The sequence below is a fragment of the Nocardiopsis quinghaiensis genome (assembly GCF_008638365.1).
Taxonomy (GTDB): Bacteria; Actinomycetota; Actinomycetes; order Streptosporangiales; family Streptosporangiaceae; genus Nocardiopsis; species Nocardiopsis quinghaiensis.
In genome coordinates, this window is sequence record NZ_VWVU01000002.1 from 362,846 (window position 1) to 387,664 (window position 24,819).

The window sequence follows — 24,819 nt, forward strand, 5'->3', positions numbered from 1 at the left end:
CGGACGGACATGAGGTGACATGCGCAGGCGGATGGTTTTCTCCACCCTGGTGGTGACCGTCATCGCCGTCATGCTGCTCGGGCTGCCTCTGGGCGCGCTCACGTACAAGCTGGTGTACGACGAGAGCACCCGCCAGCTCCAGGGCGAGGCGGAGTTGATCGGTGCCGAGAGCGACACCATGCTGGAGGCCCGCGGCGAACTCAACCCGGGGGAGTTCGACCGGGACCATCCGAACCGCTTCATCCGGATCACCCCGGCCGACGCGTCCGACCCGGTGACCGCGGGCGACCCCGCCCTCGACCCCGAGGCTCCCGGCTCCCCGAGCGCGCTGAAGGCCACGGCCACCACCGGGCGGGGCACGCTCGTCGAGGTGTGGACGAGCGCCGAGGGCGTGCAGCAGAGCGTGGTCCGCGCGTGGCTGGGGATCGCGTCCCTGTCCCTGCTGGCCATCGGCGTCGCCGTGGGGCTGTCGATGTTCCAGGCCCGCAGGCTCACACTGCCCCTGATCGACCTGGCGGTCACCGCCGAACGGCTGGGATCCGGGGTGACCACGCCCTGGGGCCACCGCTACGGGATCCCCGAGGCCGACCGGGTGGCGGAGGTCCTGGACCGCAGCGCCGAGCGCATCGCCGGGCTGATCGCCACCGAGCGCCACTTCGCCACCGACGCCTCACACCAGCTGCGCACACCGCTGACCGCACTGATGATGCGCCTGGAGGAGATCCTCGCCGAGGCCGACGACTCGGAGGTGGTCCGTGAGGAGGGCGAGGCCGCCCTGGCCCAGACCGAACGCCTGGTGGAGACCGTGGAGAGCCTGCTGGGGCGGGCCCGCAAGAGTCAGAACCCCGAGGTGGAGGCGGTGGAGGTCGACCCCGTCCTCAACCACGTCCAGGCCGAGTGGCAGCCGGTCTTCCATGCCGAGCAGCGCAGGCTGCTGGTCACCGGGGTGTCTGGGCTGACGGCCATGACCGTCCCCACCGACCTGGCGCAGATCATCGCGACCCTGGTGGAGAACGCCTACAAGCACGGCGCGGGCACGGTGACCGTCCGCCGCCTCGACACCGACCAGTCGGTGCGCATCGAGGTGAGCGACGAGGGCGAGGGGGTTCCCGAGCACCTGGCGGGCCGGATCTTCGAACGCGAGGTCAGCGGGAGCGGCGGCACCGGCCTGGGGCTGGCGCTGGCCCGGCACATCGCCGAGTCCGAGGGCGCACGGATCGAGCTGGTGCAGACCAGGCCGACCACCTTCGCGCTGTTCCTGCCCGCGGGGGCGGGCGGCCTGTCGAAGATGACCGGCCCGGTCTGAACTCCGGGATGCGGGCCTCAGGCGTCCGCCCTGGCGGTGGACTGCTCCGCCTGGTCGGGAGTCTTGCCCCGCACCACCAGGTCACTCCACAGTGAACGCACCCGGCCCAGGCCGTAGGCCTTGGTGACCTCCCCGCGCGCACGCTCCGCCTCGGCGGCGAAGCGTCCCTCGCTCACGGTCGCGTGGATGGACTCGGCCATCGCCACCGCGTCGTCGTGGATCCAGTGCGGGTCGTAGATGGTGTCCGCGCCCGGCCACGGCAGCAGCGCGGGCACTCCGCCCGAGGCGGCGCACTCGGCCGGAGCCAGATGGAACGACTCGTCGTCGCTGGTGGAGAGCATGAACCCCACCCGCCGCAGCCAGGTGGCCACGTCCGGCCCGAACGGGTCGAACACCACCCCGGAGGCGAGGAGGTCGTCACGCTGGATCCTCCGGTACACGCGTTCGAAGTAGGCGCGCTCCTCCGGGCGGTTCCAGACCCACCAGTACTCCCACGGCTGCTTGGTCTTCACCGACAGCGTGTACCTCGGGTCCATGCGCCGCAGCTCCGACAGCACGTCCAGGCCCCGGTCCAGGCGCTTGCGCGACGGAGCGATCCCGACCATGCCCATCGAGTACTCCACGCCGGAGAGCTTGGGCCGGTCCAACTGCTCGTCGTCCACCCAGTTGGGCATCACGACCACCTTGTCGGCGGGCCATCCGGTCAGCTCCCGGGTCAGGTCGGCGTAGTGGGGGCTCACGCACACCACGGCGTCCACCTTGTCGATGTCGAGCTTGCGCGGCCACTCCGCGTACAGCTCGAAGCGGTGCAGCCGCACGATCAGCCGCTGGTCGGGCCGTTTCCACTTGGCGTAGAACAGGGCGTTGGGCCCGCACCACTCGCAGATCACCACGTCCGCCCAGCCCGCCAGCTCGCGGGACCGGTACTGGTCGTGGGTGCTCAGCCCCTCCCACTCGTCCATGCGCACGTCCAGCCCGGGCAGCGAGTCCAGGTACTCGGCCAGGCGGGTGAAGAACTTCATGTCGTGCCCGGCCACGACCACCTTGAGCGGCCGGTCCGGGTCGGCGCCCGCCGGTGCCGGGGGCAGCGCCTCGGTGAGGTAGCCGCGCAGCCGCTCGGCCGCCCGCTCCAGGGTGTGGTCGGCCGCGGCGTCGCGGCAGCGCGCGGCGGCGTCCGCGTAGACCGCGCGGTCGTTGTGGGCGCGGGCGACCACCTCGGCGACCGAGGAGACGTCCGCGCCGGCGAACAGCGGGTAGTCGGCTCCCAGCATCGTCTCGTGCATGGGAGTGCGGTTGAGCACCACCGGCAGTCCGAGCGCGCCCAGTTCCAGCACCTTGGTGGACATCTCCAGGCTGGCGTCCATGGACGGGTCGCGCCAGGAGAGCCCGAAGCCGCACTCGGCGGCCTGGCGGAGCGCGTCGGCACGCGACATCCCGCCGCGCCAGTCCACCTCCGGGGTGTCCTCCAGGGCCCTGCGCATGCGCCTGGCCCAGTCGGCGGGCTCCGCGTGGATCTTGTCGCCGATCATCACCAGTTCGGCGTCCACCCCGCGCCGCGCCAGCTCGGCGGGCAGCTCGGTCATCTCCAGGGTGTTCCACCGCGGCGCGAACTTGCCCGTGTAGGCCATGCGGGCCCGGGCGTGCGCCTCCCCGTCCGCGCGCGCGTCCTCGGGAACGACCACCACGGGCGGGAACAGGACCGACCGGCCGCAGGCGGCGGGCACCGACGCCTCCAGGAAGGCGCGCAGCTCCTCGGTCTGGCAGAGCAGGAACCGGGAGGCCAGCGCGATCTCGGTGAGCTCGGTGGTGGCTGTCGCCGACAGCTCTCCCACACTGTGCGGGAAGTCGGTCAGGTAGGTCCACAGGCGTCCCGCCAGTGCCTCCTCCTGCGCGGCCAGCCCGGCCAGGCGGCGGCCGCGCACGACCACCAGGTCGAAGGCCCTGCGCTCGTGGTACCTGGTCATCAGGGTGACGGCCTGCTCCGGAGTGAGCCCCCGCGGCTCCAGGTCCGGCAGTGCCTTGTCCTCGTGGGGATGCAGGAGCCTGACTCCGGGCACCCTGGTCAGGGGCTCGGTGAGCCGGTCGGTGCGCACGGGCGCCTTCAGCAGCAGGGTGACCTCGCATCCGGCGGCGGCCAGGGCCTGCGCCATCGACTGCGCCCAGATCGCGGAACCGTCGATGATGTTGAGGTCCACGTCCCCGTACAGGAGTGCGCGCGGAGGCGGTGTACTCACGTTCTTCCCTTCGGATGCTTTCTCGTTGCCCGTGCGGGGCGGTCGGCGCGGTCGGTGGTCAACCGACCGCACCGCTCGGGGCGTCCGTGGTGTTGTACACGGCGTCCTCGGCGTCGGGGTCGGTGCCCGTACCGTGGTCGGGCCCCAGGGCCAGGAGCCGGGTACCGCGGCGGTTCCACTCCGCGGGATCCCAGCCGCGCCGCAGCAGTCCGGTACGGGCCAGTTCCGGGACGACCGCGCTGACGAAGACGTACTGCTGCTCGCCGGTGCTCGGGCGGTCGAAGAGCCCGCGTGCCCCGCCTCCCGGCGGTTGGCCGCCCGTGCCGCCGCCCGGCTCCCCGGAGCCGAGGTCCACGGTGCCGACCGCGTCGGCGTCCGAGCACTCGACCGCGCACACCAGGTCGGCGAGCCGGCTGCGTCCCACGGGTGCGGTCCACAGGTGCGCCCAGGGCGCGGTGGCGCGCTCGGCCAGGACCGCCCACCGCTCCGGCCCGAGCCCGCCGACCCGGATGTCGGGTGTGCTCCGGGTCAGCTCCTCGGGGGTGTCCGGGGCGCTGAAGCGCGCGGTGCGCACGGTGACGCCCTCGGCCCGCAGCCGCCGGATCCCGGGCAGGTGTGAGGCCGTGCTGGGCACGACCACCTCCGTGGGCTTCAGGAACGCCGCCAGCAGGTCGTCGGCGAGCAGGTCGGCGTCGGCCTCCCCCGCCGGGTCGGCGAGGACGGCCACGGAGCGGCCCCGCAGCGGCAGTTCCGAGCCCGGGGTCCCGGGCGGGAAGCCCAGGCCGTCCAGGATCTCGGCGAGGCGGACCGGCGTGGCCTCCCGGAGGAAGACCTGCCGGAGCATGCCCCGCTGCTCGGAGGGTGTGGGCTCCTCGGCACGCAGGCGCGGCACCGTGACCGCCAGTCCCTCCGCGGCGGGGTCGTCCGGGTCCGGGACCGCCGCGTGGGCGACCACGCGGGTACCGCACGCCCAGGCACGTCGGCGCAGGCGTGTGTCCTCGCTCGGGAACGCGGGGACGACGGCGACGTTGGCGGCGCGCAGGGCGTCGGCCAGGCCGGAGGAGTCGGCGTCCACCACGCCCGCGCCCAGCTCGGTGAGGACGTCCGGGACGGGCTCGTCGCGGTGGCCGCGCACGAACACCGCCTTGGGTCCGGGCGTCAGGTGGGCGGCCACCGGGTTGAACAGGTGCAGCGGGACCCCGGCGTCCCCCCTGTGGATCCTGTCGAAGCCCAGTTCGCGCAGTGCGGGCGGGGAGGGGGCGTCGTCGATCAGGACGGTGGGGATGCCCCGTGCGGCGGCGGACTCCAGCACCCAGTGCAGGGCACGGGTGCGGTCCACGACCGCGGGGTCGCCCACGTGTGCCCACGGCGAGCCCGGGGCGGCGGCCGAGGCGGAGACCAGGACCAGGTCCACGTCCACGCCGTCCATGACGATCTGGGCGTCGTGCGGTCGCAGGGAGACCGGCTGCACGTACGGGTCGATCGCCTCGGCGATGGCGGGGCCGACGACGGTGGCGGCCACGAGCAGGTTCTCGCTGCCGCCCGGTACACCCGTGAGGAGTCGGGCCTCCTGGCGGTCCGCGTCGAAGGAGCGGACCGGCTCGACGCCGCGGCGGCGTTCGGTGTGCCGGGTGGTTCCGCTGCGCCGCCAGAGGCGGTAGAGGTCACGCGGGAGTTTGACCAGGGACCGGCCGGGCTTCTTCGCGGCGGCCGTGAGCGCGCGCCCCACCTGGAGAGAGGTGGAGCCCTCCACGGCCGCCAGCCGCACGCGTGCCTCCTGGAGCTGGGCCTCGCGCTCGGCCAGCGCCTGGCGGAGCTGTTCGGTCTGGCTCTGTTCACGCCGTTTCACGGTCTGCCACCTTGTGTTCTGGTCGGATCGGCGAAACCACTGCGTCGGTCGGCTGTGGTGGGGCCGACGTCGCGGGGCGGTACCCCCGGCGCGTGCCCGGCCGGGTACGGATGCCCTTGGCGAGGCGTGTCGCGGGTCCGGCCGGGCGTCTGGGCGGAGAGGACTGATGGACGTTTGCCATGGTGGGTTACCTGGACCGCTGTGGGGGAATCGGGACGATGCCGCGGCCGCCCGTCGGGGCCGGGGCGGGAACGGCGCGTTCCCGGGTTCCCTCCCGGGCGTGCCTGGGCTCGGGGACGGGGTTGCGGTTCTCGTGTGTCATGGGGTTCACCTGGACCACTGGGTGAGGACGGAGGCGATGCGCTCACCGGCGTGCCCGTCCCACAGGGGCGGGGTGTCGTCGCCGATCCGCTCGGGGGTCTGCCCGTGCAGGACCTTGGTGACGGCCTGGATGAGGTCGGCCTCCGTGACGAGCTGGTTGGTGCCGTGGGTGATGGTGACGGGGCGTTCGGTGTTGGGGCGCAGGGTCAGGCAGGGGACCCCGAGGATGGTGGTCTCCTCCTGCACGCCGCCGGAGTCGGTGACCACGGCGGCGGCGCCGCGGGTCAGGGCGACGAAGTCGAGGTAGCCGAGGGGTTCGAGGAGTCGCACGCGCGGGTGGTCGCCGAGCCCGACCCGGTCGAAGGCGGCCCTGCCGCGCGGGTGCACGGGCATGACCACGTCGGCGAGCTCGGCGATCCCGTGCAGGCGCTCGGTGAGTCGGGCGACGTTGTCGGGGTCGTCCACGTTCGCGGGCCGGTGCAGGGTGGCGGCGACGTAGCGCTCGGGCAGGTCGAGGCGGTCCCGCAGGGCCTCGACGTCGAAGCGGTCGAGGTTGCCCAGCAGGGTGTCGATCATGGGGTTGCCGACCAGGTGGACGCGGTCGGGCGCGACGCCCTCGGCGGCCAGGTGGCCGATGGCCTCCGGGCTGGTGGCGAAGCACAGGTCGCTGAGCTGGTCGGTGACCCGGCGGTTGATCTCCTCGGGCATGGTGTCGTCGAAGGAGCGCAGGCCCGCCTCCACGTGGGCCACGGGGATCCGCAGCTTGGCGGCCACCAGGGCGGCGGCGACGGTGGAGTTGACGTCTCCGTAGACGACCACCATGCCGGGCTGGCGCGCGGTGAACTCCTTCTCCAGACCCACCATGAGGGCGGCGGTCTGGGCCGCGTGGGAGCCCGATCCCACGCCGAGGTCGACATCGGGGGTGGGCAGGTTCAGGTCGCGGAAGAACACGGCGGACATGCGGTCGTCGTAGTGCTGGCCGGTGTGCACGACCGACTGGTGGGCGCCGCGCCCGCGCAGGGCGGAGACGACGGGCGCGGCCTTGACGAAGTTGGGGCGCGCGCCGACGACGTGCACGATCCCTGTGTCCTGGCTCCCCAGGGGGGCGCTCGTTGCCACGACTCTCACGTTTCCTTCTGTTGGGGTGATGTTCCCGCCGTGACCGGCGGGGCTGGTGTGGTCCGGCGACGTTCTTTGCCCGAGCCGTCCCGTCCGTGTCGCCGTGGTGTCACCACATGGTCACGTCGGCGTGGTTGTGTGACTGACCGTGCATGACACCCAAGCTTCCGAATCCCAGGTTCCGCGTCCTCGTACCCGCTGGCCGCGGGCGGTGACGTTCACCCTGTCGTTGGCCTGGCGACACCTGCGGTCCGACCCGGCCCGGCTGCCGCTGCTGACGCTGCGACTGGTACCCGGCCCACCGCGGCGCGCGGTCCGCGCCCTGGCCGCCCGTGCGGGCGGCAGGGCCCGTGCCTACGCCCTGTGGGACCAGGGCCGACGCGGCGACGCCCGCGAGGCGGTGCTCGCCGCGGCGAGCGGCGCCCCTCCCCGCCGGGTGGGCCGCCTGGTGGCGGCCTGCCTGGCGGCGGGAGACGCGGAGACCGCCCGTGAGCTGGTCGAGCGGCTCCCGGAGGGTTCCCTCCGGGAGGCCGCGGAGTACCGGACGGCCCTGGCCACGGGACGCGCTGTTCCCGCGTCCCCGTCCACGTCGCCCGACCGTCACGGGATCACGTTAACCCGCGATGCCCGAACGCGGCCCGACGACACGGTGAACGCTCGGCGACCGGAGGTTCCCGACGGTGACCGCTGGCGTGTGGCCGGTGATCCGTCGTCACCCGGATCGGGGCTGCGGGTGCTGCACCTGGTGACCAACGCGCTGCCGCACACCAACGCCGGGTACACCCAGCGCACCCACCGGATCGCGGTCGCCCAGCGCGAGGCCGGGATGGACGTGCACGTGGCCACGCGGGCGGGGTACCCGCTCACCAAGGGCGTCCCTGACCCGCGCACGCTGGTGCGGCTGGACGGCGTCTCCTACCACCGGCTGATCCCGTGGGCGGCGCCGGCCGACCCCGCCGGGGAGCTGGAGGTGGGGCTGCGGATGGCGTCGGAGCTGGTGGAGGCGGTGCGCCCGCACGTGCTGCACGCCGCGAGCAACCACCACAACGCCCGCCTGGCGCTGGAGCTGGGCCGCAGGTTCGGTCTGCCGGTGGTGTACGAGGTGCGGGGCTTCCTGGAGGAGTCGTGGCTGTCCCGCGACCCCTCGCGCAGTGTGGACGACGCCTTCTACCGGGCCGAGCGCGCGAGCGAGACCGAGTGCATGCTGGCCGCCGACCTGGTGGTGACGCTGGGCGAGGCGATGCGTGCCGACATCGAGGCGCGGGGGGTGGCGCGCGAGCGCCTGCTGGTGGTCCCCAACGCGGTGGACGCCTCCTTCCTCGAACCGCTGCCTCCGGGGGACGGGGTGCGCCGGGAGCTGGGGATCGGCGCGGAGGAGTTCGTGGTGGGCACCACCACCAGCTGCTTCGGCTACGAGGGCCTGGACGTGCTGTTGGAGGCGGTGGCCCTGATGCGCGAGCGCGGGGAGCCGGCCCATGCCCTGGTGGTGGGGGACGGCCCGGAACTGCCCACGCTGCGCGCCCGGGCGGCCTCCCTGGGCCTGGGGGGCGTCGCGCACTTCCCCGGCCGGGTCCCCGCCGACCGGGTGCGCGCCCACCACGCCGCGCTGGACGTGTTCGCCGTGCCGCGGAGGGACGAGAGGGTGTGCCGTCTGGTCACCCCGCTCAAGCCCGTGGAGGCCATGGCGGGCGGGCTTCCCGTGGTGGCCAGTGATCTCCCCGCTTTGCGAGAGATTGTGGAACCGGGAGTGACAGGAGAGTTAATTCCTGCGGGCGAATCGGCATGCCTAGCCGATCTGCTGACAAAACTCGCTTACAGTCATGAAAAGCGGGCTTCCTACGGTCGTGCAGGTCGCAGCCTCGTTGGCGCGGACCGCACCTGGACCGAGGCCGCATACCGCTATAACCAGGCGTATCGGGTTCTGATTCGAAAAATGACCGAACCAGGACAGAACCCGTAATCGGGGCCAACGCGTGCTTACACTCAGACGTCCAACGCACTGAGCAATGGCACTCCCCGCTATTTACGCCCGTTCACGAAACGAATGCGAGTGTGACCACGAAGTGGATGCCGCAGCCTCCAACCCAGCACCTGTTTCCGAGCAGCCCGTCGGCGCGGTCAGTGATCTCGTCGTCCTCGGCCTCGGCTACGTCGGCCTGCCGCTGGCGGCCGAGGCCGTGTCCGCGGGCCTGAAGGTCACCGGCCTCGACGTGAGCGGTCACGTCGTCGACGGGCTCAACAACGCGGTGTCGCATGTGGACGACCTCTCCTCGGAGGACGTCCACCAGATGCTGGACCGCGGTTTCACCGCGACCACGGACCCGACGTGCCTGTCCACCACGCGCACCATCGTGATCTGCGTTCCCACGCCGCTGTCGCCCGAGGGCGGCCCGGACCTGGGCGCGGTCACCTCGGCGGCCACGTCGATCGCCGCGCAACTGCAGCCGGGCACCCTGGTCATCCTGGAGTCCACCACCTACCCCGGCACCACCGAGGAGGTGGTCCGTCCGCTGCTGGAGAAGTCCGGCCTCGTCGCGGGCGCCGACTTCCACCTGGCGTTCTCGCCCGAGCGCATCGACCCCGGCAACCCGACCTTCGGCGTGGCCAACACGCCCAAGGTGGTCGGCGGGCTCACCCCCGAGTGCGGTGAGGCCGCGGCGGTCTTCTACGCGGACTTCGTGAACACGGTGGTGCGGGCGCGCGGCACCCGCGAGGCCGAGATGGCCAAGCTGTTGGAGAACACCTACCGGCACGTCAACATCGCGCTGGTGAACGAGATGGCCATCTTCTGCCAGGAGTTGGGCATCGACCTGTGGGACTCCATCGCGGCGGCCGCCACCAAGCCGTTCGGCTTCCAGCCCTTCTATCCGGGTCCGGGCGTGGGCGGGCACTGCATCCCCATCGACCCGAACTACCTGTCGTACAAGGTCAAGACCCTCGGATACCCGTTCCGGTTCGTGGAGCTGGCCCAGGAGATCAACGGCCGGATGCCGTCCTACGTCATCCAGCGGGCGCAGGAGCTGCTCAACGACTCCGGCCTGGCGCTGTCGCGCTCCAAGGTGCTGCTGCTGGGCGTGACCTACAAGGCCGACATCGCCGACCAGCGCGAGTCCCCGGCCCGTCCGGTCGCGCGCAAGCTGGCCGCCAAGGGCGCCACCCTCACCTACCACGACCCGCACGTGGAGTCGTGGCAGGTCGACGGGGTGGACGTGCCCCGGTCCACCGACCTGGAGCAGGCACTGGCCGACGCCGACCTGACCATCCTGCTCACCGACCACAGCGAGTACCGGCCCAAGCGCCTGGAGGAGTACGCGCGGCTGCTCCTGGACACCCGGGGCGTACTGCGCCGCCCCGAGCCCGAGACCGACTCCGCTCCGGGGATCCCCGCCCAGGTCCGCCGCCACGCCCCGCGCGAGGGGTTGCAGGTCCTGTGATCTGACCGGGTCCACCCGCCCGGAGAAGGCACGCCGATCCGGACACCCACCGGTGTCCACCGGCGTGCCTTTTCGTGTTCACACTCCCCTGACCGAAGGTTCACCCGCTGCACTCCGACCGGCCACCGGGCTTTCCTCGGCCCGTCTTTCCCGGCGAATACCGTGTCGGAAGGCCCATACGGCTTTCCCAAAGTGGATGATCGTTGTAGATCGTCACAAACCACCCACATGGTGACACAGGTAGGTGAACTCGATGCACGCGCTTGTGGCCACGGTTGTGCACCATCCTGAGGACGCCCGGATCCTGCACCGCCAGATCCGGGCCCTGCTGGACGCTGGACACACGGTGACCTACGTGGCGCCGTTCCGCGAGTGCGGGGTGACCCCGTGGAAGGAGCTGCGCTCGGTGGACGTGCCGCGTGCCTCCGGCCGCGAGCGCCTGTCCTCCCTGCGCGTCGCACGGGCGGTTCTCGCCGAACAGGCCCCCGAGGCCGACCTGCTGCTCTTCCACGACCCCGAACTCCTGCTGGCCCTGCCGTCCAAGCGCCCGGTGACGGTGTGGGACGTGCACGAGGACACGGCCGCGGCCCTGCTCACCAAGGCGTGGGTGCCCCGGCCCCTGCGGCGCCCGCTGGGCGCGGTGGTGCGCTCCTTCGAGCGGCGCGCGGAGCGCCGTATGCGGCTGCTGCTGGCCGAGGAGGGCTACCGCTCCCGCTTCCGCTGCGAGCACCCGGTCGTGCCCAACACCACCGAGGTACCGGAGGCGCCGGCGCGCGAACCGGGAGACGACCGGGTGGTGTACCTGGGCCAGGTGTCGGAGGCGCGCGGCGCGCGCGAACTGGTGGAACTGGGCCGCATGCTGCGCCCGCACGGGGTGCGCCTGGAAGTGATCGGCGGCGCCGACGTCGGCGTGCGGCCACTGCTGCGCCGGGCCCAGCAGGAGGACGTGCTGCACTGGTACGGGTTCGTGCCCAACGACCGGGCGCTGCGGATCTGCACGGGTGCCATGGCAGGGCTGAGCCTGCTGCACGACACCCCGAACTACCGGCACTCGATGCCGACCAAGGTCGTGGAGTACATGGCGCACGGCCTTCCGGTGGTGACCACGCCCAACCCGATGGCACAGGACCTGGTGACCGAACGCCCGGAGGGCCCCGCGGGCCTGGTCGTGCCGTTCGGCGACGCGTCGGCGGCGGCGGAGGCGGTGCTGCGGCTGCGCCGTGACCGTGACCTGCGGCTGAGCCTGGCGCGCACCGGGCACCAGATCACGCGGACGTCCTTCCACTGGCCGGTCCAGGCCCGGCTGTTCGTCAAGCGGCTGGAGGCGTGGGCGGACGAGGCGGCCGATCCGGTTCCCGTCGTGCCACGCCAGAGGGGACGCCAGCACCAGGGCACGCCCGTGGGCGAGGCGACTTGACCCGGCCCTGAAGGACCGGGCGTGGAGGCGGGGCGCCGCCGGCCGTGGTGCGGCCTCCTCCGTCCGGACGCCCCTGCGGGACGGCGGGGACGCGTGGCCGACGCGGCCCGTCGGGGCTTCCCCGGCCGTACCCTCCGCCCGATACCGCCCAGGTCCTCGGGGCGGATCCCCCTCGGGGCGCGTTCAACCTCGGTCACGGTCCTCTTCGAGAGCGTGCCGTCACGGTGGGCGAGACCGCTTTCGCCGGTCCCCGGCCGGATCACAGTGACCCCACATCTTCAGTTCCAGGAAATATCTTCCTCGGCAATAGGTGTTGACGCACGTGCCGGCCGAGCCCGGTCCCGCCGTACACGAACACGCCCGAGGAAGAACATGACTGACACGCTGGTTCTGGACAAGGTGGCTCAGGACCTCCTGTTCCGTGACGCCCGCAGCGCCAACAGCTTCACCGACGAGCCGGTGACCGAGGAGCAGGTGCGCGCCATCCACGACCTGGTCAAGTACGGCCCCACCTCCATGAACAACCAGCCCCTGCGGGTCACCGCGGTTCGGTCCCGCCAGGCCCGTGAGCGCCTCGTGCCGCACATGTGGGGCAACAACGCCCAGAAGACCCTGACGGCGCCGCTGACACTGATCCTGGCCTCGGACTCCGACTTCCACGAGCACTTCCCGAAGACCTTCCCGATCGCGCCCGCCGCGCGGGACGACTTCGCCGAGATGCCCGTCGAAGCCCGCCGGGCCGCGGCCGACCAGAACGCGCTCCTGCAGATCGCCTACCTCATCGTGGGCGTGCGCGCCGCGGGGCTGGCCGCCGGGCCGATGAGCGGCTTCGACGCCGAGGCCGTCCGCCGGGAGTTCTTCGGCGAGGACTCCCCGCGGCGGCCGCTCGTGGTCATGAACGTGGGCAGGCCGGGCCCGGACGCGTGGTCCGACCGCCTGCCGCGCCTGGACCACGACGAGGTCTTCACCGAGGTCTGATCCACCGGGAACCCGACGCACCGGGGGCCGGGCACCGTCGGGTGCCCGGCCCCCGGTGCGTCGGGCCCTCCCAGGAGGGAGGGGCCCCGCCCCGGGCCTCACCCGGCCGTGCCCGGGGTCCCTCCGGCGAGGAAGACCAGCAGGCACACGTCGTCGTCGCAGTCCTGGTGCTTGACCATGGAGTCCAGCAGGTCGTCCGCCGCCTTGTCGGGACCGTACTCCCAGTAGGGCGGCCCGCCGAAGCCCTCCAGCAGCCGGGCGATCCCGTCGTCGATGGACTCCCCGCGCCGCTCCACGAGGCCGTCGGTGTACAGCAGCAGGGCCGAACCCGGCGGCAGCTCGACCGTGTGGTCGGTGTAGGACAGTTCCACCGGCAGGCCCAGCATTGCGCCGGGAGGAAGCTCCACCGCCCGGGCCCTGCCCTCGCCGTCCCGCCACAGCGGCGGCGGGTGGCCCGCACCGGCCATCACCATCTCCGGGTCCCCCGGGCGGAAGCGCACGATGACGGCGGTCGCGAACAGGTCGGGTTCGAGGCGGCCCAGGAGCCGGTGCAGGCGTTCCATCAGCGCGGCCGGGCTCCGCTCCTCCATGGCGTACGCGCGCAGGGCCGTCCGCAACTGGCCCATCATCACCGCGGCGTGGACGCCGTGGCCGGTGACGTCTCCCACCACGCCGATGAACTCGCCGTCCTCCAGGGGGAAGACGTCGTACCAGTCGCCGCCCACGTTCATGCCCCGCGTGGCCGGGAGGTAGCGGGCGGTCAGCTCCATCCCCGGGGTGCTGGGCAGCCGGGTGAGCATCGCCCGCTGCAGGGCGGCGGCCGTGTCGCGCTCGCGTTCGAAGCGGCGCGCGTTGTCCAGCGCCACCGCGACCCTGTGTGAGAACTCGACCAGCACGACCTCGTCGTCGGGGTCCACCGCGTTCCCGCGCCGCAGCAGCATCACACCGAGGAGGTCGGTGCCCGTGAGCAGCGGCAGGGCCAGTTCGCCCCGCTCCGTCAGGACGTCCGTCGACCTCCGCCGGGCAGCGGCCAGGAGCACCGCCCCCGGCGGGTCGGCCTCGGAGGCGGAGGCGTCGGAGGAGCACAGCTCCCCGTTCTCCCCGAGGAGCCACACCTCGACCGAGTCGGCGTACCGGGGCACGAGGAGGTCCCGGAGCCGGGAGAAGATCTCCCTCTGGCTCAGGGAGGTCATCAGCCTGGCGCTGGCCGTGGAGAGGAACGTCAGCCTGTTGCGCGAGGCCTCCACCTCGTCCCGGGCCGCCCGTTCGGCCGCCAGGAGCCTCCTCTGCTCGTCGCTGGCCTCGGCGAGCTCGGCGTGCAGCGCGAGCACGCCCAGGTTGGTCTCCTCCAGCTCGTGCTGGTGCCACTCCAGGTCCCGCGCGCGCTCACTCGACACCGCGGCCACCGCCCCGGCCCGCTCCGAGGTGCGCAGGAGCTCCGCCGAGAGCGGTTCGAGGTCCGGTCGCGGCGCGGGCCCCTCCACCACCTCCGGCAGGGGCTTGGAGAGGCCGAGCGTGGAGGACCAGCGGTCCGCGCCGGAGCCGTCGCGGACCGTGGCCCGCAGGGCGAGCCCGTCCTCGGCCAGTTCCACCACCAGCGAGGCCGCTCCCCTCTCCTCGACCTCCCGCAGCGCGCACGAGGAGGCGGTGCCGAGGAACTCCAGTCCGGCCTCGTCCGACGCGCACTCCGGGTCGAGCACGCGCGCCATGGCCACCCGGGCCAGCGCCACGTCGACCGTGCTGTGGCAGGAGAGGTCGAGCAGCGGTTCCCTCATCGTCCCTCCCCGTCAGGGCGTACGGTGTGCGTGGCCACCGCGATACTGGTGTCGTCCCGCATCAGGCGGGCGGCGCTGCCGGAGTCCCGGAACACCGCTCCGGCGACGACCGCGGCGTCGCGGTCGCGCAGGCGCTCGGTGCCCGCGGGCGTCCACCGGCTGGGCAGTCCGTCACTGTGTAACACGAGCATGTCCCCCGGCGACCACTCGTACCGACCCGGAAGCGGCGTGCGCAGGCTGAAGGCCCCCACGATCCCGGGCCGGGAGAGCAGCGTCTCCCAGCGCCCGCCGCTGTACAGGCGTGCGCCGATGTTGCCGACACCGCAGAAGGTGAGGCGGTGCCTGGGCTCGTCGATCTCGGCGAGCGCGACGGCCGCGCCCCGTGTGCGGCGCAGGGCCTCGTGCAGTCCCCTCAGCAGCGCCTCGGGGGTCTCCCCCCCGCGGTGCAGGACGAAGCGCGCCGCCAGGGTGGAGGCCTCCGCGGCGGCGTCCCCGTGCCCGAGCCCGTCCGCCAGCATCACCGTGCGGCGGCCGGCGCCGCTGCGGAAGGCCAGTGCGTCCCCGGAGCGCTTGTGGTCTCTCAGCGGCACGTGCACCCCACCGGTCACGGCCCGGGTGTCGAAGTGGGAGCGTTCGTCGGGCCGGGCGAACCGGGCCACGGCGACCGTGCCCCTCCCCGGACTGCTCTGGAGTTCGAAGAAGTCGGCGACCCGCGCACAGGCTCCCAACCCGGTGCCCAGGGAGTCCGCGGTGGAGAAGCCGTCCTCCATGGCCCGGGAGACGTCGGGGATGCCCGGGCCGTGGTCCAGCGCGAGCATCTGCAGCGCCCGGGCCCTCCCCCAGGGCTCATGGGCCGCCTCGGCGACGAAGCGGCCTCCTCCGGCGTACCTGCACATGTTGGTCGCCAACTCGGACGCGGTGAGGACCGCGTCGGCCGTCCTGGCCTCGTCCAGGCCGAGGCCGCGCGCCGCCTCGCCCGCGGCCCGGGCCGCCTCGGGCACACGCGTGGCGTCACGGACCTCCACCTCCCAGACCCTGGTCATCGGGCCCCTTGCCTCGCGGAGTACGGATCGGCCCAGGAGGTGACCGTGATCCTCGTCCCACCGTCGGGGACGCTTTCGATCGCGAACTCCTGCACCAGGCGCTTGGAACCGCTCAGCCCCATGCCCAGCCCGCCCGCGGTGGAGTAGCCGTCGCTCAGCGCGAGGTCCACGTCCGGGATGCCCGGGCCGGAGTCGACGAAGCTCACCGACAGTCCCGGGCCCGTCCGGCCGTGGACGACGCTGATCTCCGCGGCTCCCCCGCCCCCGTGCAGGAGCGTGTTGCGGGCGAGCTCACTGGCGGCGGTCACCAGCTTGGTCTGCTGGACCAGGCCGAACCCGGTCCGCTGCGCCAGGGCGCGCACATGCTGACGGACCGCCGTCAGGTCCGTGTCCTTGCGGATGGGCACCCGTATCGGCTCCTGCGCGGCCTGGCTCACGGCGCGTCCCGTCCCGTTCGCTCGATGGTGACCCCGAAGCTGGCCGCCGCCTCGGTGACCGTGCGGGCCGTGTCCATGCCGGGCAGGGTCAGGCCCAGCTCGACCAGGGTGATGGCCACCGCCGGACGCATACCGACCAGCACGGTCCTGGCCGCGAGGAGGAGTGAGGACGCCGCGACCTCGGCGAGGACGCGCGCGAGGAAGGAGTCGACCATGTCGAGCGTGCTGATGTCGATGATGAGCCCGCGCGAACCGGTGTTCGCCACCGCGGTGGTGACGTCCTCCTGGAGGGCGATGGCCGATTCGTCGGGAAGCTCACCCTGGATGCTGACGAGCAGCAGTCCACCGAGGTCGAGGACGGGGATGGTGGAGGGACTACTGGTCACGTGCTTGTCCAATCAGCTCTCAGGGGTTTCCTCGTGTGGGCAGCTCCTTGCGCTCCCTGCGCTCCAGCGCCCACTCCAGCGCGTCGGCGAGGCTGGCGCGGGTGGTGACCGGTCCCAGGTCGAGCCCGAGCTGAACGATGGTCTGGGCGATGGCGGGGCGGATGCCGGAGATCACGCACTCGGCCCCCATGAGCCGTGCCGAGGCGACGGTCTTCATGAGGTGGTGCGCGACGAGCGAGTCCACCGTCGACACACCGGTGATGTCGAGGATGGCGATCGTGGCCTTGTGCTCGACGATGGCCTCCAGGAGGTTCTCCATCACCACCTGGCTGCGCGCGCTGTCGAGCATGCCGATGAGCGGCACCGCGACGAGGCGGTCCCAGAGCTTGATGACCGGGGTCGCCATCTCCAGCAGCTGCTGGCGCTGACGGAGGACGATCTCCTGGTTCTCCTGGAGCATGGTGTCCACGACCAGGACCCGGAGGGTCGCGAACAGTGTGAGGAGCTGGACACGGGCCTCGCCGACCTCCTCGGCCCCGAGTCGGGAGGTGTCCGCCTCCAACAGCTCCAGCGCGGCCTCGCGGAGGGCGCCGACCTCGCGGTCCACCTGCGCCGTGGACAGACCCGAGCTCGCGCGCGAGGCGGTCATCGCGACGAGCTGCTCCCGGATGGGCTGGAAGCCGACGGCCTCCAGGTCGTCCACGCGTCCGCTCTCGGCGACGGCCGAGAGGGAGTCGACGACCGCGTGGCCGGCCTCGACGGCCTCGTCCCGTGTGACCGTGAACACGGTCTGGAAGAAGGGGAGGTCCGCCCACCGCTGGGCGATCTGCTCACCGCGGCGCCTGAGAAGGTCCGCCACGGCCTCCGACCCCGCCGCGGCGGGGTCGGTCGCTCCGTCAGTCATACGTCTCCTGTTGTCCCTGGGTGTCACCGGAAAGGTACGTCACACACGTTGCTTGCGTCCTGACAACTATCTATCAGACGAGCACGAGCGGTCGTGATCAGCCGGGGCGGCGGAGAGCACGGGGCCTCGGCCGGGGGTGTGGCGGACGGGACGAGGCCCTCACCGCCTACTCCCGGTGGCCCCTCCCCCGCCAGTCGAGGCAGACCACGAGCGCGTCGTCGGTCGCCTCCCGCCCGTCCTGGTACGTGGACAGGTGGCGCAGGACCTCCTGGGGGACGGAGGCGGCGGGCAGCAGCCTGGTGGCCAGGACGGCCCGGGCCAGTGCCCTGTCCCCGAAGGTCTCCTTCGAGTTGCCTCGGGCGTCGAACACCCCGTCGCTGACGAAGACCAGGCGGTCACCGGGTTCGGCCTCGAAGCCCTGCGCGGTGTACACCGTGTCCTCGGCCATTCCCAGGGGAAGCTGCGCCTCGAAGGGCGTCTGGCTCACCTGGTCGTCCCGCAGGAGGTAGAGGCGGGGCGAACCGGCGTCGACCGCCTCCACGGCACCCGTGTCGATGTCGAAGTCGAGGGAGAGGACGTCCAGGTAGCACTCGCCCCGGTGCTGGGCGTAGACGGCCTTGTCGGCGAGGGCGACCTGGTCGGCGAGCGGCAGGCCTCCGCGGCGCGCGTTGCGCAGTGCGTTGACCGCGAGGTTGGAGAGAAGCGAGGCGTTGATGCCCTCGCCCATGCCGTTGGTGATGCTGAGGTTGAGCCGGTCCGGCTCGGCGGACCAGTCGAAGTTGTCGCCGCGTACCGCGTAGGCGGGTTCGAGCTGGGCGCCGAGACTGTACTCGGGACACTCGTAGGCGCGTCCGGGAAGCAGGTCCCACTGAATCTCGGCGGCCAGGGTGAGGCGGTCCCTGCGACGGGCCGACCGGTAGAGGTCGGTGTCGCGCTCGGCCACGAGGATCTCGTGCCCGAGGGCGTTGGCGACGTGCGCCAGGTCGCCGAGCGTCTCCTTGGGGAGATCGCCCGCCTTCAGTTCGACGGTGAGGACGCCCAACCGGTCACCGCGCGCGCTCACCGGGAGGTGGACGGCCGTGACGGCGGATTCGGCGTCGCTTTCGACGAAGCCCGACTGGGAGCCGAACACCCTTCCCACGACGCTGTTGAAGACGGAGAGGTCCTCGGTGCACTCCCCGGGCTCGGAGATGTGGCAGAGCGTCTTGAGCCCGTAGTCGGCGAGGAAGAGTTCGGCGGACACCGCCCCGTAGTCCTCCGCGAGCGCCTCGCGCAGAACCGTCAGGAGCCCGTGTGGTGGGGCCCCGCGCAGGGCCCTCGCTACGGTCTCGGATCTGTTCACTGTGTCCACCTGCGTTTTCTGTGCCGGACGGGGAGTGCCCGCGCACCAGCACGGGTACGGTCGGCGGGCATGGAACAGGGTGTTCCGTTATGGTCGTAGAGATACCCGATTACCGACCATGGGACCGGGTGCAACTCACGAACGTGTTTGTGAGAGTGGGAAGTGAGCCCTGAATCGCAGGAGCAGACAGCCGAGGCGGCCCGGGCCGCCTCCGCCCTCACCGAGCTGGTGGAAGTGCTCTGGGGGCGTGGGCGGGAGGTCGCTTCCTCACCGGTCTCTCCCTCGCAACTCAAGGTCCTCTTCGTCCTGGAGGAAGAGGACGGCGTGAACCTGCGAACCGTGACCGAGCGTCTGGGGTCCACCCCTCCCTCCGTGAGCAGGTTGTGCGACCGCCTCCAGGCGGTCGGCTTCGTCAGCCGGACGGCGAGTCCGAACAGCCGACGGGAGCTGAGGCTCTGGCTGAGCGAGAGCGGCCGGTCCTTCCTGCGCGACCTCAGGGCACGCAGGGAGGCGGAGCTCCACGAGGTCATCGCCCGCATGCCCCCGCGTAAGCGAGCGATGCTCCTGGAAGGACTCGTGTCCTTCAACGAGGCGGCGGACCGCTCCGACCCGCACTCCGGCGGTTCCGCACGACCGAACTTCCGCACGGCCTGAGGCCGCTGACACGCGGGTCGGACGGGCAGCCCGGCACCCCCTCGAAGGGACCTCCGCCTCCCCTGTGCCGTCCGGGGCCGCAACCGCCGCTGGGGCGGACTTCCCCGTCGCAAACAATGCCGACACAAGCAACTATTGTCAAGCGGCAACAGTTTACCCATGGCAAGACGGTGTCCGACCGCCGACCCGCGCACAGGAGAGGGGCCGGACACCGTTCCCGGGTGTCCGGCCCCTCTCCCGTGTCCCGCGTGCACGGGGCGGCGGGCTCGGTCAGATGATCGGCGGACGCCCGGCGCGAGCCATCCGCCAGGCGGTCGACCAGCTGATCGGGGTGCGCGGACCGGCGTTCTCACGCCAGCCCTCGCGGAAACCCGTGAACCAGGAGCGCAGAGCGGTACGGTTCCGCTCGCGCAGCACGGTCAGCCCCATCCAGGTCGCCAGATAGATCAGGGCGAGGAGCCACGGCAGGTTGCGCCGGGCCAGCCACACCCGGTTGCGGGCGTTGAGCCGGTAGAAGTCCTCGTGCCGGGTCGGCGCCACCGCCGGGTGGTACATCACCGCTTCGGCGTCGTACTCGATCCCGTAGCCCGCGTCCATGATCCGCCAGGCGAGGTCGGTCTCCTCGTGGGCGTAGAAGAAGTCGCCGGGCAGACCGCCCCCCGCCTCGAAGGCGGTACGGCGGATCGCGCACGCCCCGCCCAGGAACGTGGTCACCGAGCTCGATCTGCGCGAGTCTCCCACACGCAGGCGCGGCACGTGGCGGCGCTGGTCGGGGCCGCCGTCGGGGTCGGCGATCCGGAAGGACAGGGCGCCCAGTGACGGGTCGGCGACGAAGCGCTCGCGCACGTGGCGGGCCAGGTCCGGGGAGCGGTACCAGCCGTCGTCGTCCAGGAACAGGATGATGTCGCCCGTGGTCGCCCGCACCCCGTGGTTGCGCCCCTCGGGAATGCCCACGTTCTCCGGCAGGCGCACCCGCGTGACGCCCTCGGGCATCTTCGGCAGGTCCGCGCCGTTACCGACCACGACGACCTCGACGTCCACGCCCTCCTGCTCGAACACGCTGGTGATCGCCCGGCGCAGTTCGGCGGGGCGGTTGCCCATCGTGAGCAGGACGCAGGACAGGGTTGGCGCGGACACCTGGGGGCGGCTCCGTTCGGCTCTGGGCGCTCGGGAACGTTCGTCCTCGGGCACTCGGGAGGAGACCTCTGCCTCGGGGTTTCCGGAGCTCGACGAGGACGGAGTCACGGGTGTGGCCATGCTTGCGACCGTTCAGTGGACGACATGTTGCGGGAAGGTTGACACATGCCAACGCTCGCAGGGACAGACTAACGAAAGAATAAACAGAAGGTACACGGGGCCGTGAACAGGGTACCCTGCACGGCCCCGTACATGACGTCATCGTCACTGGCGCGTTATCCGTGTCACCGGAAACTATTCGAGGCGCCGCGAGGCGAGCACGCTCACGAAGTGCGCGAAGCTCATCACCGCCCCCACGGCGGCACACGCCGCCACGAGGATCCGGGTGGCCGCCAGGTCGCCGAGGAAGGCGTCCACGACGGCCGCCACCACGACGATCAGGGACAGCTCCACCGCCTGGATGAGGCGGTGCACCCTGAGCGCCGAGGCCGCGCGGCGGGCCAGGCTCAGACCGGACGAGCGCGGACGCATAGCCTCGTCCGAGACCTTCTCCGGCAGGCCCGCCTTGGCGCGTGCCACCACGACGTTGTCGGTCTCCGCCTTGATCAGCGCGACACCGATCGCGGCGGCCATGCCCAGGATGACCCAGCCGCCCGCCTCCCACTCACCCTGGGCGCGCACGCCCAGCCCGATCAGGAGGGCGATCTCGGACACGTAGTGGCCGATCCGGTCCAGGTAGATCCCGGCCACGCTGGTGCGGCCGGTGTAGCGGGCCACCTCGCCGTCGGAGCAGTCCAGCAGCAGGTACACCTGCACGAACAGCGCCGCCACGATCGCCGACCACAGGCCGCCGAAGGCGACCAAGACCCCGGCCAGCACCCCGAACACCATCATCAGGTAGGTGATCGGGTTCGGGGGGACACCGAGCCGGACGAAGAACGTGGTCAGGTACGGGGAGAGGTCGCGCATGTAGAGGCGGCCCGCCCAGTGCTCCTCGTTCGTTCTCTCCTTGATGCCGGCGGGCTGTCCGCCCGCGCGGACCTCAGCGACCGACGGCTTCGACATAGTCCTTGACACTCCGTCCGATCTCGTCCTCGGAGAGGTTCAGGTGTTCCAGGATGGTGAAACGGCCCGGACGGGTGCCCGGCGCGTGGGCCACCGCCCGTGCGAACGTCGCCTCGTCGAGTTCGACGTCCGAGGGCACGACGGGCAGGTCGTGGCGGATCAGGCAGTCGCGGATCTCGTGCATCCGCGTCTCCGACCACCCCATGTGCCGCACCCGCAGGAAGGACGCGTACAGCGCGCCCAGACCGGCGAGTTCACCGTGGTTGCTGGTACCCGGGTAGAGCTGGGTGACCGCGTGCAGGATCTCGTGGCACGCACCGCTGGCCGGGCGGCTGGACCCGGCCACCGACATGGCCATGCCCGAGAGCACCAGCCCCTCGGCCAGCACCGTGAGGAAGGCGTCGGACTCCACCGAGTCGGGCCGGTGCAGCACGGCCTCGGCCGCGACCCTGGCGAAGGTGACGGCCATGCCGTCCACCGGCTCGCCGTTCACCCGGCCCGCGAGCTCCCAGTCCTCGATGGCGGAGATGTTGCTGATCACGTCGCCGACGCCGGACCGGACCAGGTGGGAGGGGGCCGCCCGGACGTAGTCCACGTCGATGACCACGGCGATGGGCATGATCACGCCGATGGACGGTTTACCTCCCTCGTGCTCCAGCGAACTGACGGGGGAGGCGATACCGTCGTGCGCCAGGTTCGTGGCCACGGCCACCATGGGGATGCCCGCCATGGTCGCGGCGAACTTGGTGACGTCGATGGTCTTGCCGCCGCCGATCCCGGCGACCGCCTCGTAGGCGCCGGAGCGGAGTTTCTTGCCCAGCTCGGTGGCGGCGTCGACGGTGCCCTCGTCGACCTGGAAGACCTCGCAGTTGGGCAGGTCCAGGTCCGCGGCGATCTGCGCGCCCTGACCGGGTCCCACGGCCACGGCGATGCGGCCCTCGGTGGCGATCCGCCGGTCGGCGAGCACCGTGCCCAGGGAGGCGACGGCTCCCCGCCGGACGTCGATCGCCAGCGGCGAGGGGAGCATACGGGCTAGTAGCGGCACGCGATCCCCCTCGCCTTGGCCAGGTCGTCGTGGTCGTCGACCTCGACCCAGTCCACCTTGCCGATGGGGGCCACGGAGACCTTCTCCCCGCGGTTGACCAGCTCCTGGTAGCCGTCCTCGTAGTACAGCTGGGGGTCGCGCTCCCAGGTGGCCTTGAGCGCGTCGGCGAGACGGGCGTCCAGGGAGCCCTCGATGAGGGTGGCGCCGATGTACTCGCCCGCGGCGGTGGCCGGGTCCATGAGCTTGGTGATGTCGCGCAGGTGGCCCTCCTCGTCCAGGGTCACCTTCATCTCCTCGTCGGCGAGACTTTTCACGTCGTCCACCGCGAGGAGGAGTTCCGGACCCCGTGCGGCGAGTAGCGTTTCCTCGACGCTCACAGGGTGGACGGTGTCGCCGTTGACGAGGAGGACGCCCTCGGAGAAGAACTCACGCGCGGTCCACAGGGAGTAGGCGTTGTTCCACTCCTCCGCCTTGTCGTTGTAGCTGAGGGTGAGACGGACGCCGTGGCGCTCCTCCAGGGCCTCCTTGCGCGCCTCGACCGCCTCGGCGCGGTAGCCGACCACGATGACGACGTCGGTGAGCCCGGCGGCGGCCAGGTTGCGCAGCGAGATGTCCATGATGGTCGTCTCACCGTCGACGGGCACCAGGGCTTTGGGAAGGGTGTCGGTGTAGGGGCGTAGACGGCGCCCCGCGCCTGCGGCGAGAACCATTCCGAGCATGAGGGTGTTCCTCCTTAGGTCGGGAAGGCTCTCACGCCTCCCCGTTCGTTCCGGCGGCCGGTTGGCCCCCGTCTGCGTGGCCTGCCCCGGCGGTTCCGGAAACCGCCCGGCCGGTGCCGCCGGCGTCGGGGGTGGCACTGGCGCGCACGTCGGCCACGGGTGTCGCGCTCCAGGTGCGCACGGCCTCGCGGACCAGCAGCACCGCCAGGTATCCGGCGAGTATGCCGTAAACGGGAGTGAGTGCGTGGAACGCGCCCCCGACCGCGGTGACGAGCATGCGGCCGTCCCAGCCCAGAGCCGCCGTGCGCACGCTCTCCGGCCGCACCGTTCCGGCCGCGGGACGTGCCGCGTCGTCGCGGTGGTGGCAGGCGACCACCATCAAGAGTACGAAAACCAGGGGGCCCGGCACACCGGACGCCAGGCCCAGGACCGCCAGGTACCCGTACTCGGTGCAGCGCAGGACGGATGGCACGAGCCAGTCGAACCGTCCGTCGTGGGGGTGGCCCGAGGCCAGTCCGGACAGTAGCAGGGCGGCGACCGGTGCGAACAGGGTAATGCCTGCCAGCCGTCCGTGGTCTGCCGCGAGGAGCGTCCCGACGACCAGGGCCCCGGCGAGCGCGGAGAGCAGGGGCGGCACGGCCCCCGGGGCGATCCTCCCGAGCAGGCGGGAGAGGCGGCTGTCGTCACGAAGGGTCCGCAGGTCGGGGCTGGCGGGGTCGAACCGCGCCCGGGGCCGTGCCCCTCCGCGTCCCCCACCGCCCGCGTTCACCGGCACGCCCCGTGGCCGGTGGAGTCGACGAGCCGGGCGGTGACCGCGACGACGCAGCCGACGACGAGAGTGACGAAGGTGACGCGGGCGTCCCACAGCGTGGCGGTGACCGCGACGGCCAGGAAGCGCGCGGGTTGGGGGAAGGAGAGGATGCGGCGGACCGGCTCGGGCGTGACCGCGGTGGGGCGTTCGGGTCCCCCTTCGGACCTGTTCTCCCCCTCCACCGCGGAGTGCGCCACCGTTCCCGCGGAGGCCGTGACCACGGTGGTGCCGAACAGGCGCGACGTCAGCACGGGATCGCTGACACGTGACTCTTGGGGCGGTTGTGGCGTGAGATCACTCAGAAAGCCGCCAGTTCGTCTCTGGGCGGCGGGAGTGGACCGTTCCGGGTTCGGACCCGGGCCCGGAGCCGCCGGGGCTGATCCCGCCGTCAGGAGCGAGTCGCGCAGGGCCAGCGCGACGAGGGCGCCCGCCGCCCATCCCCACACGCCTCCGGTCCCGGCGGCCACGGCGCCGAACACCAGGCCGAGATGGACCGTGTACTCGCGCAGCCGCGACAGCATCGCCGCGAGCCACAGGGTGAGCGCGTCGCGTTGGTCGGCGCGCATGCGGTCGCGGACCGCGTCGCAGAACAGGACCGCGCCCAGGAACGCCGACCCCGCCAGGCCGCCGACCGCGTCGGCCCGGGAGAACCAGACCGCGGCGCCGACCGCCGCCAGGAGGCTGATCCGGGTCATCGAGGCCCGGGTGAGGTGTCCGTGTTCCAGCCACCGCGCGGCCAGCCGCGCCACCGTGCCGCCGTCGGCCATGGACGTGCCCTCCCCAGATCTACTGAGAGACACCATTTCTCACGGTGTGTAGCCATTCAAACACTGACACACCCCG

General features: G+C 72.0%; 21 protein-coding genes. 6 read left to right on the forward strand and 15 right to left on the reverse strand.

The genetic code is table 11. The features are described 5' to 3' along the window. The first annotated feature begins 19 nt into the window (after positions 1 to 19). A complete protein-coding gene (locus tag FYX01_RS08445; protein WP_150239273.1) occupies positions 20 to 1,306 on the forward strand; it encodes a sensor histidine kinase in 1,287 nt (428 codons plus the stop codon). Positions 1,307 to 1,323: 17 nt separating this feature from the next. Here the strand turns inward: FYX01_RS08445 and FYX01_RS08450 are convergent, their stop codons facing one another. The 3 genes from FYX01_RS08450 to wecB all read right to left on the reverse strand — a co-directional run bounded on the left by FYX01_RS08450 (position 1,324) and on the right by wecB (position 6,829). Then, positions 1,324 to 3,540, reverse strand: coding sequence for a glycosyltransferase (locus tag FYX01_RS08450; protein ID WP_223830353.1), 2,217 nt, complete (start codon positions 3,538 to 3,540; stop codon positions 1,324 to 1,326). A gap of 58 nt (positions 3,541 to 3,598) precedes the next feature. After that, positions 3,599 to 5,389: a hypothetical protein gene (locus FYX01_RS08455; protein WP_150239275.1), complete on the reverse strand. Its 1,791-nt coding sequence runs from the start codon at positions 5,387 to 5,389 to the stop codon at positions 3,599 to 3,601. Between the two features lie 327 nt (positions 5,390 to 5,716). Continuing rightward, complete coding sequence (wecB, locus tag FYX01_RS08460) at positions 5,717 to 6,829, reverse strand: non-hydrolyzing UDP-N-acetylglucosamine 2-epimerase (RefSeq protein WP_150239277.1); 1,113 nt, start codon at positions 6,827 to 6,829, stop codon at positions 5,717 to 5,719. A gap of 211 nt (positions 6,830 to 7,040) precedes the next feature. On the opposite strand from wecB, the gene FYX01_RS08465 reads away from it, so the two are divergent. From FYX01_RS08465 to FYX01_RS08480, 4 genes are all read left to right on the forward strand, one after another. Then, positions 7,041 to 8,789: a glycosyltransferase family 4 protein gene (locus FYX01_RS08465; protein WP_223830354.1), complete on the forward strand. Its 1,749-nt coding sequence runs from the start codon at positions 7,041 to 7,043 to the stop codon at positions 8,787 to 8,789. 103 nt (positions 8,790 to 8,892) lie between these two features. Further along, complete coding sequence (locus FYX01_RS08470; protein WP_150239281.1) at positions 8,893 to 10,263, forward strand: nucleotide sugar dehydrogenase; 1,371 nt, start codon at positions 8,893 to 8,895, stop codon at positions 10,261 to 10,263. Between the two features lie 253 nt (positions 10,264 to 10,516). Next, a complete protein-coding gene (locus FYX01_RS08475; RefSeq protein WP_150239283.1) occupies positions 10,517 to 11,680 on the forward strand; it encodes a glycosyltransferase family 4 protein in 1,164 nt (387 codons plus the stop codon). Positions 11,681 to 12,052: 372 nt separating this feature from the next. Then, positions 12,053 to 12,658: a malonic semialdehyde reductase gene (locus FYX01_RS08480; RefSeq protein WP_150239285.1), complete on the forward strand. Its 606-nt coding sequence runs from the start codon at positions 12,053 to 12,055 to the stop codon at positions 12,656 to 12,658. Between the two features lie 98 nt (positions 12,659 to 12,756). Here the strand turns inward: FYX01_RS08480 and FYX01_RS08485 are convergent, their stop codons facing one another. From FYX01_RS08485 to FYX01_RS08510, 6 genes are all read right to left on the reverse strand, one after another. Beyond that, the gene (locus tag FYX01_RS08485) at positions 12,757 to 14,433 is read right to left on the reverse strand and encodes a PP2C family protein-serine/threonine phosphatase (protein ID WP_150239287.1); all 1,677 of its coding nucleotides are present in this window, start codon (positions 14,431 to 14,433) and stop codon (positions 12,757 to 12,759) included. Further along, positions 14,430 to 15,476, reverse strand: a complete 1,047-nt coding sequence (locus FYX01_RS08490) for an ATP-binding SpoIIE family protein phosphatase (RefSeq protein WP_150239289.1) — start codon at positions 15,474 to 15,476, stop codon at positions 14,430 to 14,432. Before FYX01_RS08490 ends, FYX01_RS08485 begins: the two co-directional genes overlap by 4 nt. Continuing rightward, positions 15,473 to 15,913 carry an anti-sigma regulatory factor gene (locus FYX01_RS08495; protein WP_150239291.1) on the reverse strand — a complete coding sequence of 147 codons (441 nt, stop codon included), beginning with the start codon at positions 15,911 to 15,913 and terminating at the stop codon, positions 15,473 to 15,475. The genes FYX01_RS08490 and FYX01_RS08495 overlap by 4 nt, the downstream gene beginning before the upstream one ends. Next, a complete protein-coding gene (locus FYX01_RS08500; protein ID WP_223830355.1) occupies positions 15,910 to 16,299 on the reverse strand; it encodes an STAS domain-containing protein in 390 nt (129 codons plus the stop codon). The genes FYX01_RS08495 and FYX01_RS08500 overlap by 4 nt, the downstream gene beginning before the upstream one ends. Positions 16,300 to 16,318: 19 nt before the next feature. Beyond that, positions 16,319 to 17,203, reverse strand: a complete 885-nt coding sequence (locus FYX01_RS08505; RefSeq protein ID WP_150239295.1) for an STAS domain-containing protein — start codon at positions 17,201 to 17,203, stop codon at positions 16,319 to 16,321. 166 nt (positions 17,204 to 17,369) lie between these two features. Beyond that, complete coding sequence (locus FYX01_RS08510) at positions 17,370 to 18,545, reverse strand: PP2C family protein-serine/threonine phosphatase (RefSeq protein ID WP_190394227.1); 1,176 nt, start codon at positions 18,543 to 18,545, stop codon at positions 17,370 to 17,372. Positions 18,546 to 18,707: 162 nt separating this feature from the next. Here FYX01_RS08510 and FYX01_RS08515 point away from each other — a divergent pair, with 162 nt between their 5' ends. Beyond that, positions 18,708 to 19,199 (forward strand): MarR family winged helix-turn-helix transcriptional regulator, encoded by a 492-nt coding sequence (locus FYX01_RS08515; protein ID WP_190394228.1) that lies wholly within the window; start codon positions 18,708 to 18,710, stop codon positions 19,197 to 19,199. A gap of 270 nt (positions 19,200 to 19,469) precedes the next feature. On the opposite strand, the gene FYX01_RS08520 is transcribed toward FYX01_RS08515, so the two are convergent. The 6 genes from FYX01_RS08520 to FYX01_RS08545 form a co-directional block, all read right to left on the reverse strand. Then, positions 19,470 to 20,336: a glycosyltransferase family 2 protein gene (locus tag FYX01_RS08520; RefSeq protein ID WP_150239297.1), complete on the reverse strand. Its 867-nt coding sequence runs from the start codon at positions 20,334 to 20,336 to the stop codon at positions 19,470 to 19,472. Positions 20,337 to 20,630: 294 nt separating this feature from the next. Next, on the reverse strand, positions 20,631 to 21,401 hold the full coding sequence (locus FYX01_RS08525; RefSeq protein ID WP_150239300.1) for a CDP-alcohol phosphatidyltransferase family protein: 771 nt from the start codon (positions 21,399 to 21,401) through the stop codon (positions 20,631 to 20,633). Then, on the reverse strand, positions 21,379 to 22,428 hold the full coding sequence (locus FYX01_RS08530; protein WP_150239302.1) for an iron-containing alcohol dehydrogenase family protein: 1,050 nt from the start codon (positions 22,426 to 22,428) through the stop codon (positions 21,379 to 21,381). The genes FYX01_RS08525 and FYX01_RS08530 overlap by 23 nt, the downstream gene beginning before the upstream one ends. Before the next feature lie 5 nt (positions 22,429 to 22,433). Then, positions 22,434 to 23,165: a phosphocholine cytidylyltransferase family protein gene (locus tag FYX01_RS08535; RefSeq protein ID WP_150239304.1), complete on the reverse strand. Its 732-nt coding sequence runs from the start codon at positions 23,163 to 23,165 to the stop codon at positions 22,434 to 22,436. Positions 23,166 to 23,196: 31 nt separating this feature from the next. Further along, complete coding sequence (locus FYX01_RS08540) at positions 23,197 to 23,934, reverse strand: DUF5941 domain-containing protein (RefSeq protein WP_190394229.1); 738 nt, start codon at positions 23,932 to 23,934, stop codon at positions 23,197 to 23,199. After that, a complete protein-coding gene (locus FYX01_RS08545) occupies positions 23,931 to 24,743 on the reverse strand; it encodes a hypothetical protein (RefSeq protein WP_150239306.1) in 813 nt (270 codons plus the stop codon). The genes FYX01_RS08540 and FYX01_RS08545 overlap by 4 nt, the downstream gene beginning before the upstream one ends. Positions 24,744 to 24,819: the final 76 nt, after the last annotated feature.

Excerpts from the sequence above, each read along its gene's own strand:
- FYX01_RS08475 (WP_150239283.1), top strand. The coding sequence starts at position 10,517 with ATGCACGCGCTTGTGGCCACGGTTGTGCACCATCCTGAGGACGCCCGG.
- FYX01_RS08445 (WP_150239273.1), top strand. The coding sequence starts at position 20 with ATGCGCAGGCGGATGGTTTTCTCCACCCTGGTGGTGACCGTCATCGCC.
- FYX01_RS08490 (WP_150239289.1), bottom strand. The coding sequence starts at position 15,476 with ATGACCAGGGTCTGGGAGGTGGAGGTCCGTGACGCCACGCGTGTGCCC.
- FYX01_RS08525 (WP_150239300.1), bottom strand. The coding sequence starts at position 21,401 with ATGTCGAAGCCGTCGGTCGCTGAGGTCCGCGCGGGCGGACAGCCCGCC.
- FYX01_RS08530 (WP_150239302.1), bottom strand. The coding sequence starts at position 22,428 with ATGCTCCCCTCGCCGCTGGCGATCGACGTCCGGCGGGGAGCCGTCGCC.
- FYX01_RS08480 (WP_150239285.1), top strand. The coding sequence starts at position 12,053 with ATGACTGACACGCTGGTTCTGGACAAGGTGGCTCAGGACCTCCTGTTC.
- FYX01_RS08485 (WP_150239287.1), bottom strand. The coding sequence starts at position 14,433 with ATGAGGGAACCGCTGCTCGACCTCTCCTGCCACAGCACGGTCGACGTG.
- FYX01_RS08545 (WP_150239306.1), bottom strand. The coding sequence starts at position 24,743 with ATGGCCGACGGCGGCACGGTGGCGCGGCTGGCCGCGCGGTGGCTGGAA.
- FYX01_RS08535 (WP_150239304.1), bottom strand. The coding sequence starts at position 23,165 with ATGCTCGGAATGGTTCTCGCCGCAGGCGCGGGGCGCCGTCTACGCCCC.
- FYX01_RS08505 (WP_150239295.1), bottom strand. The coding sequence starts at position 17,203 with ATGACTGACGGAGCGACCGACCCCGCCGCGGCGGGGTCGGAGGCCGTG.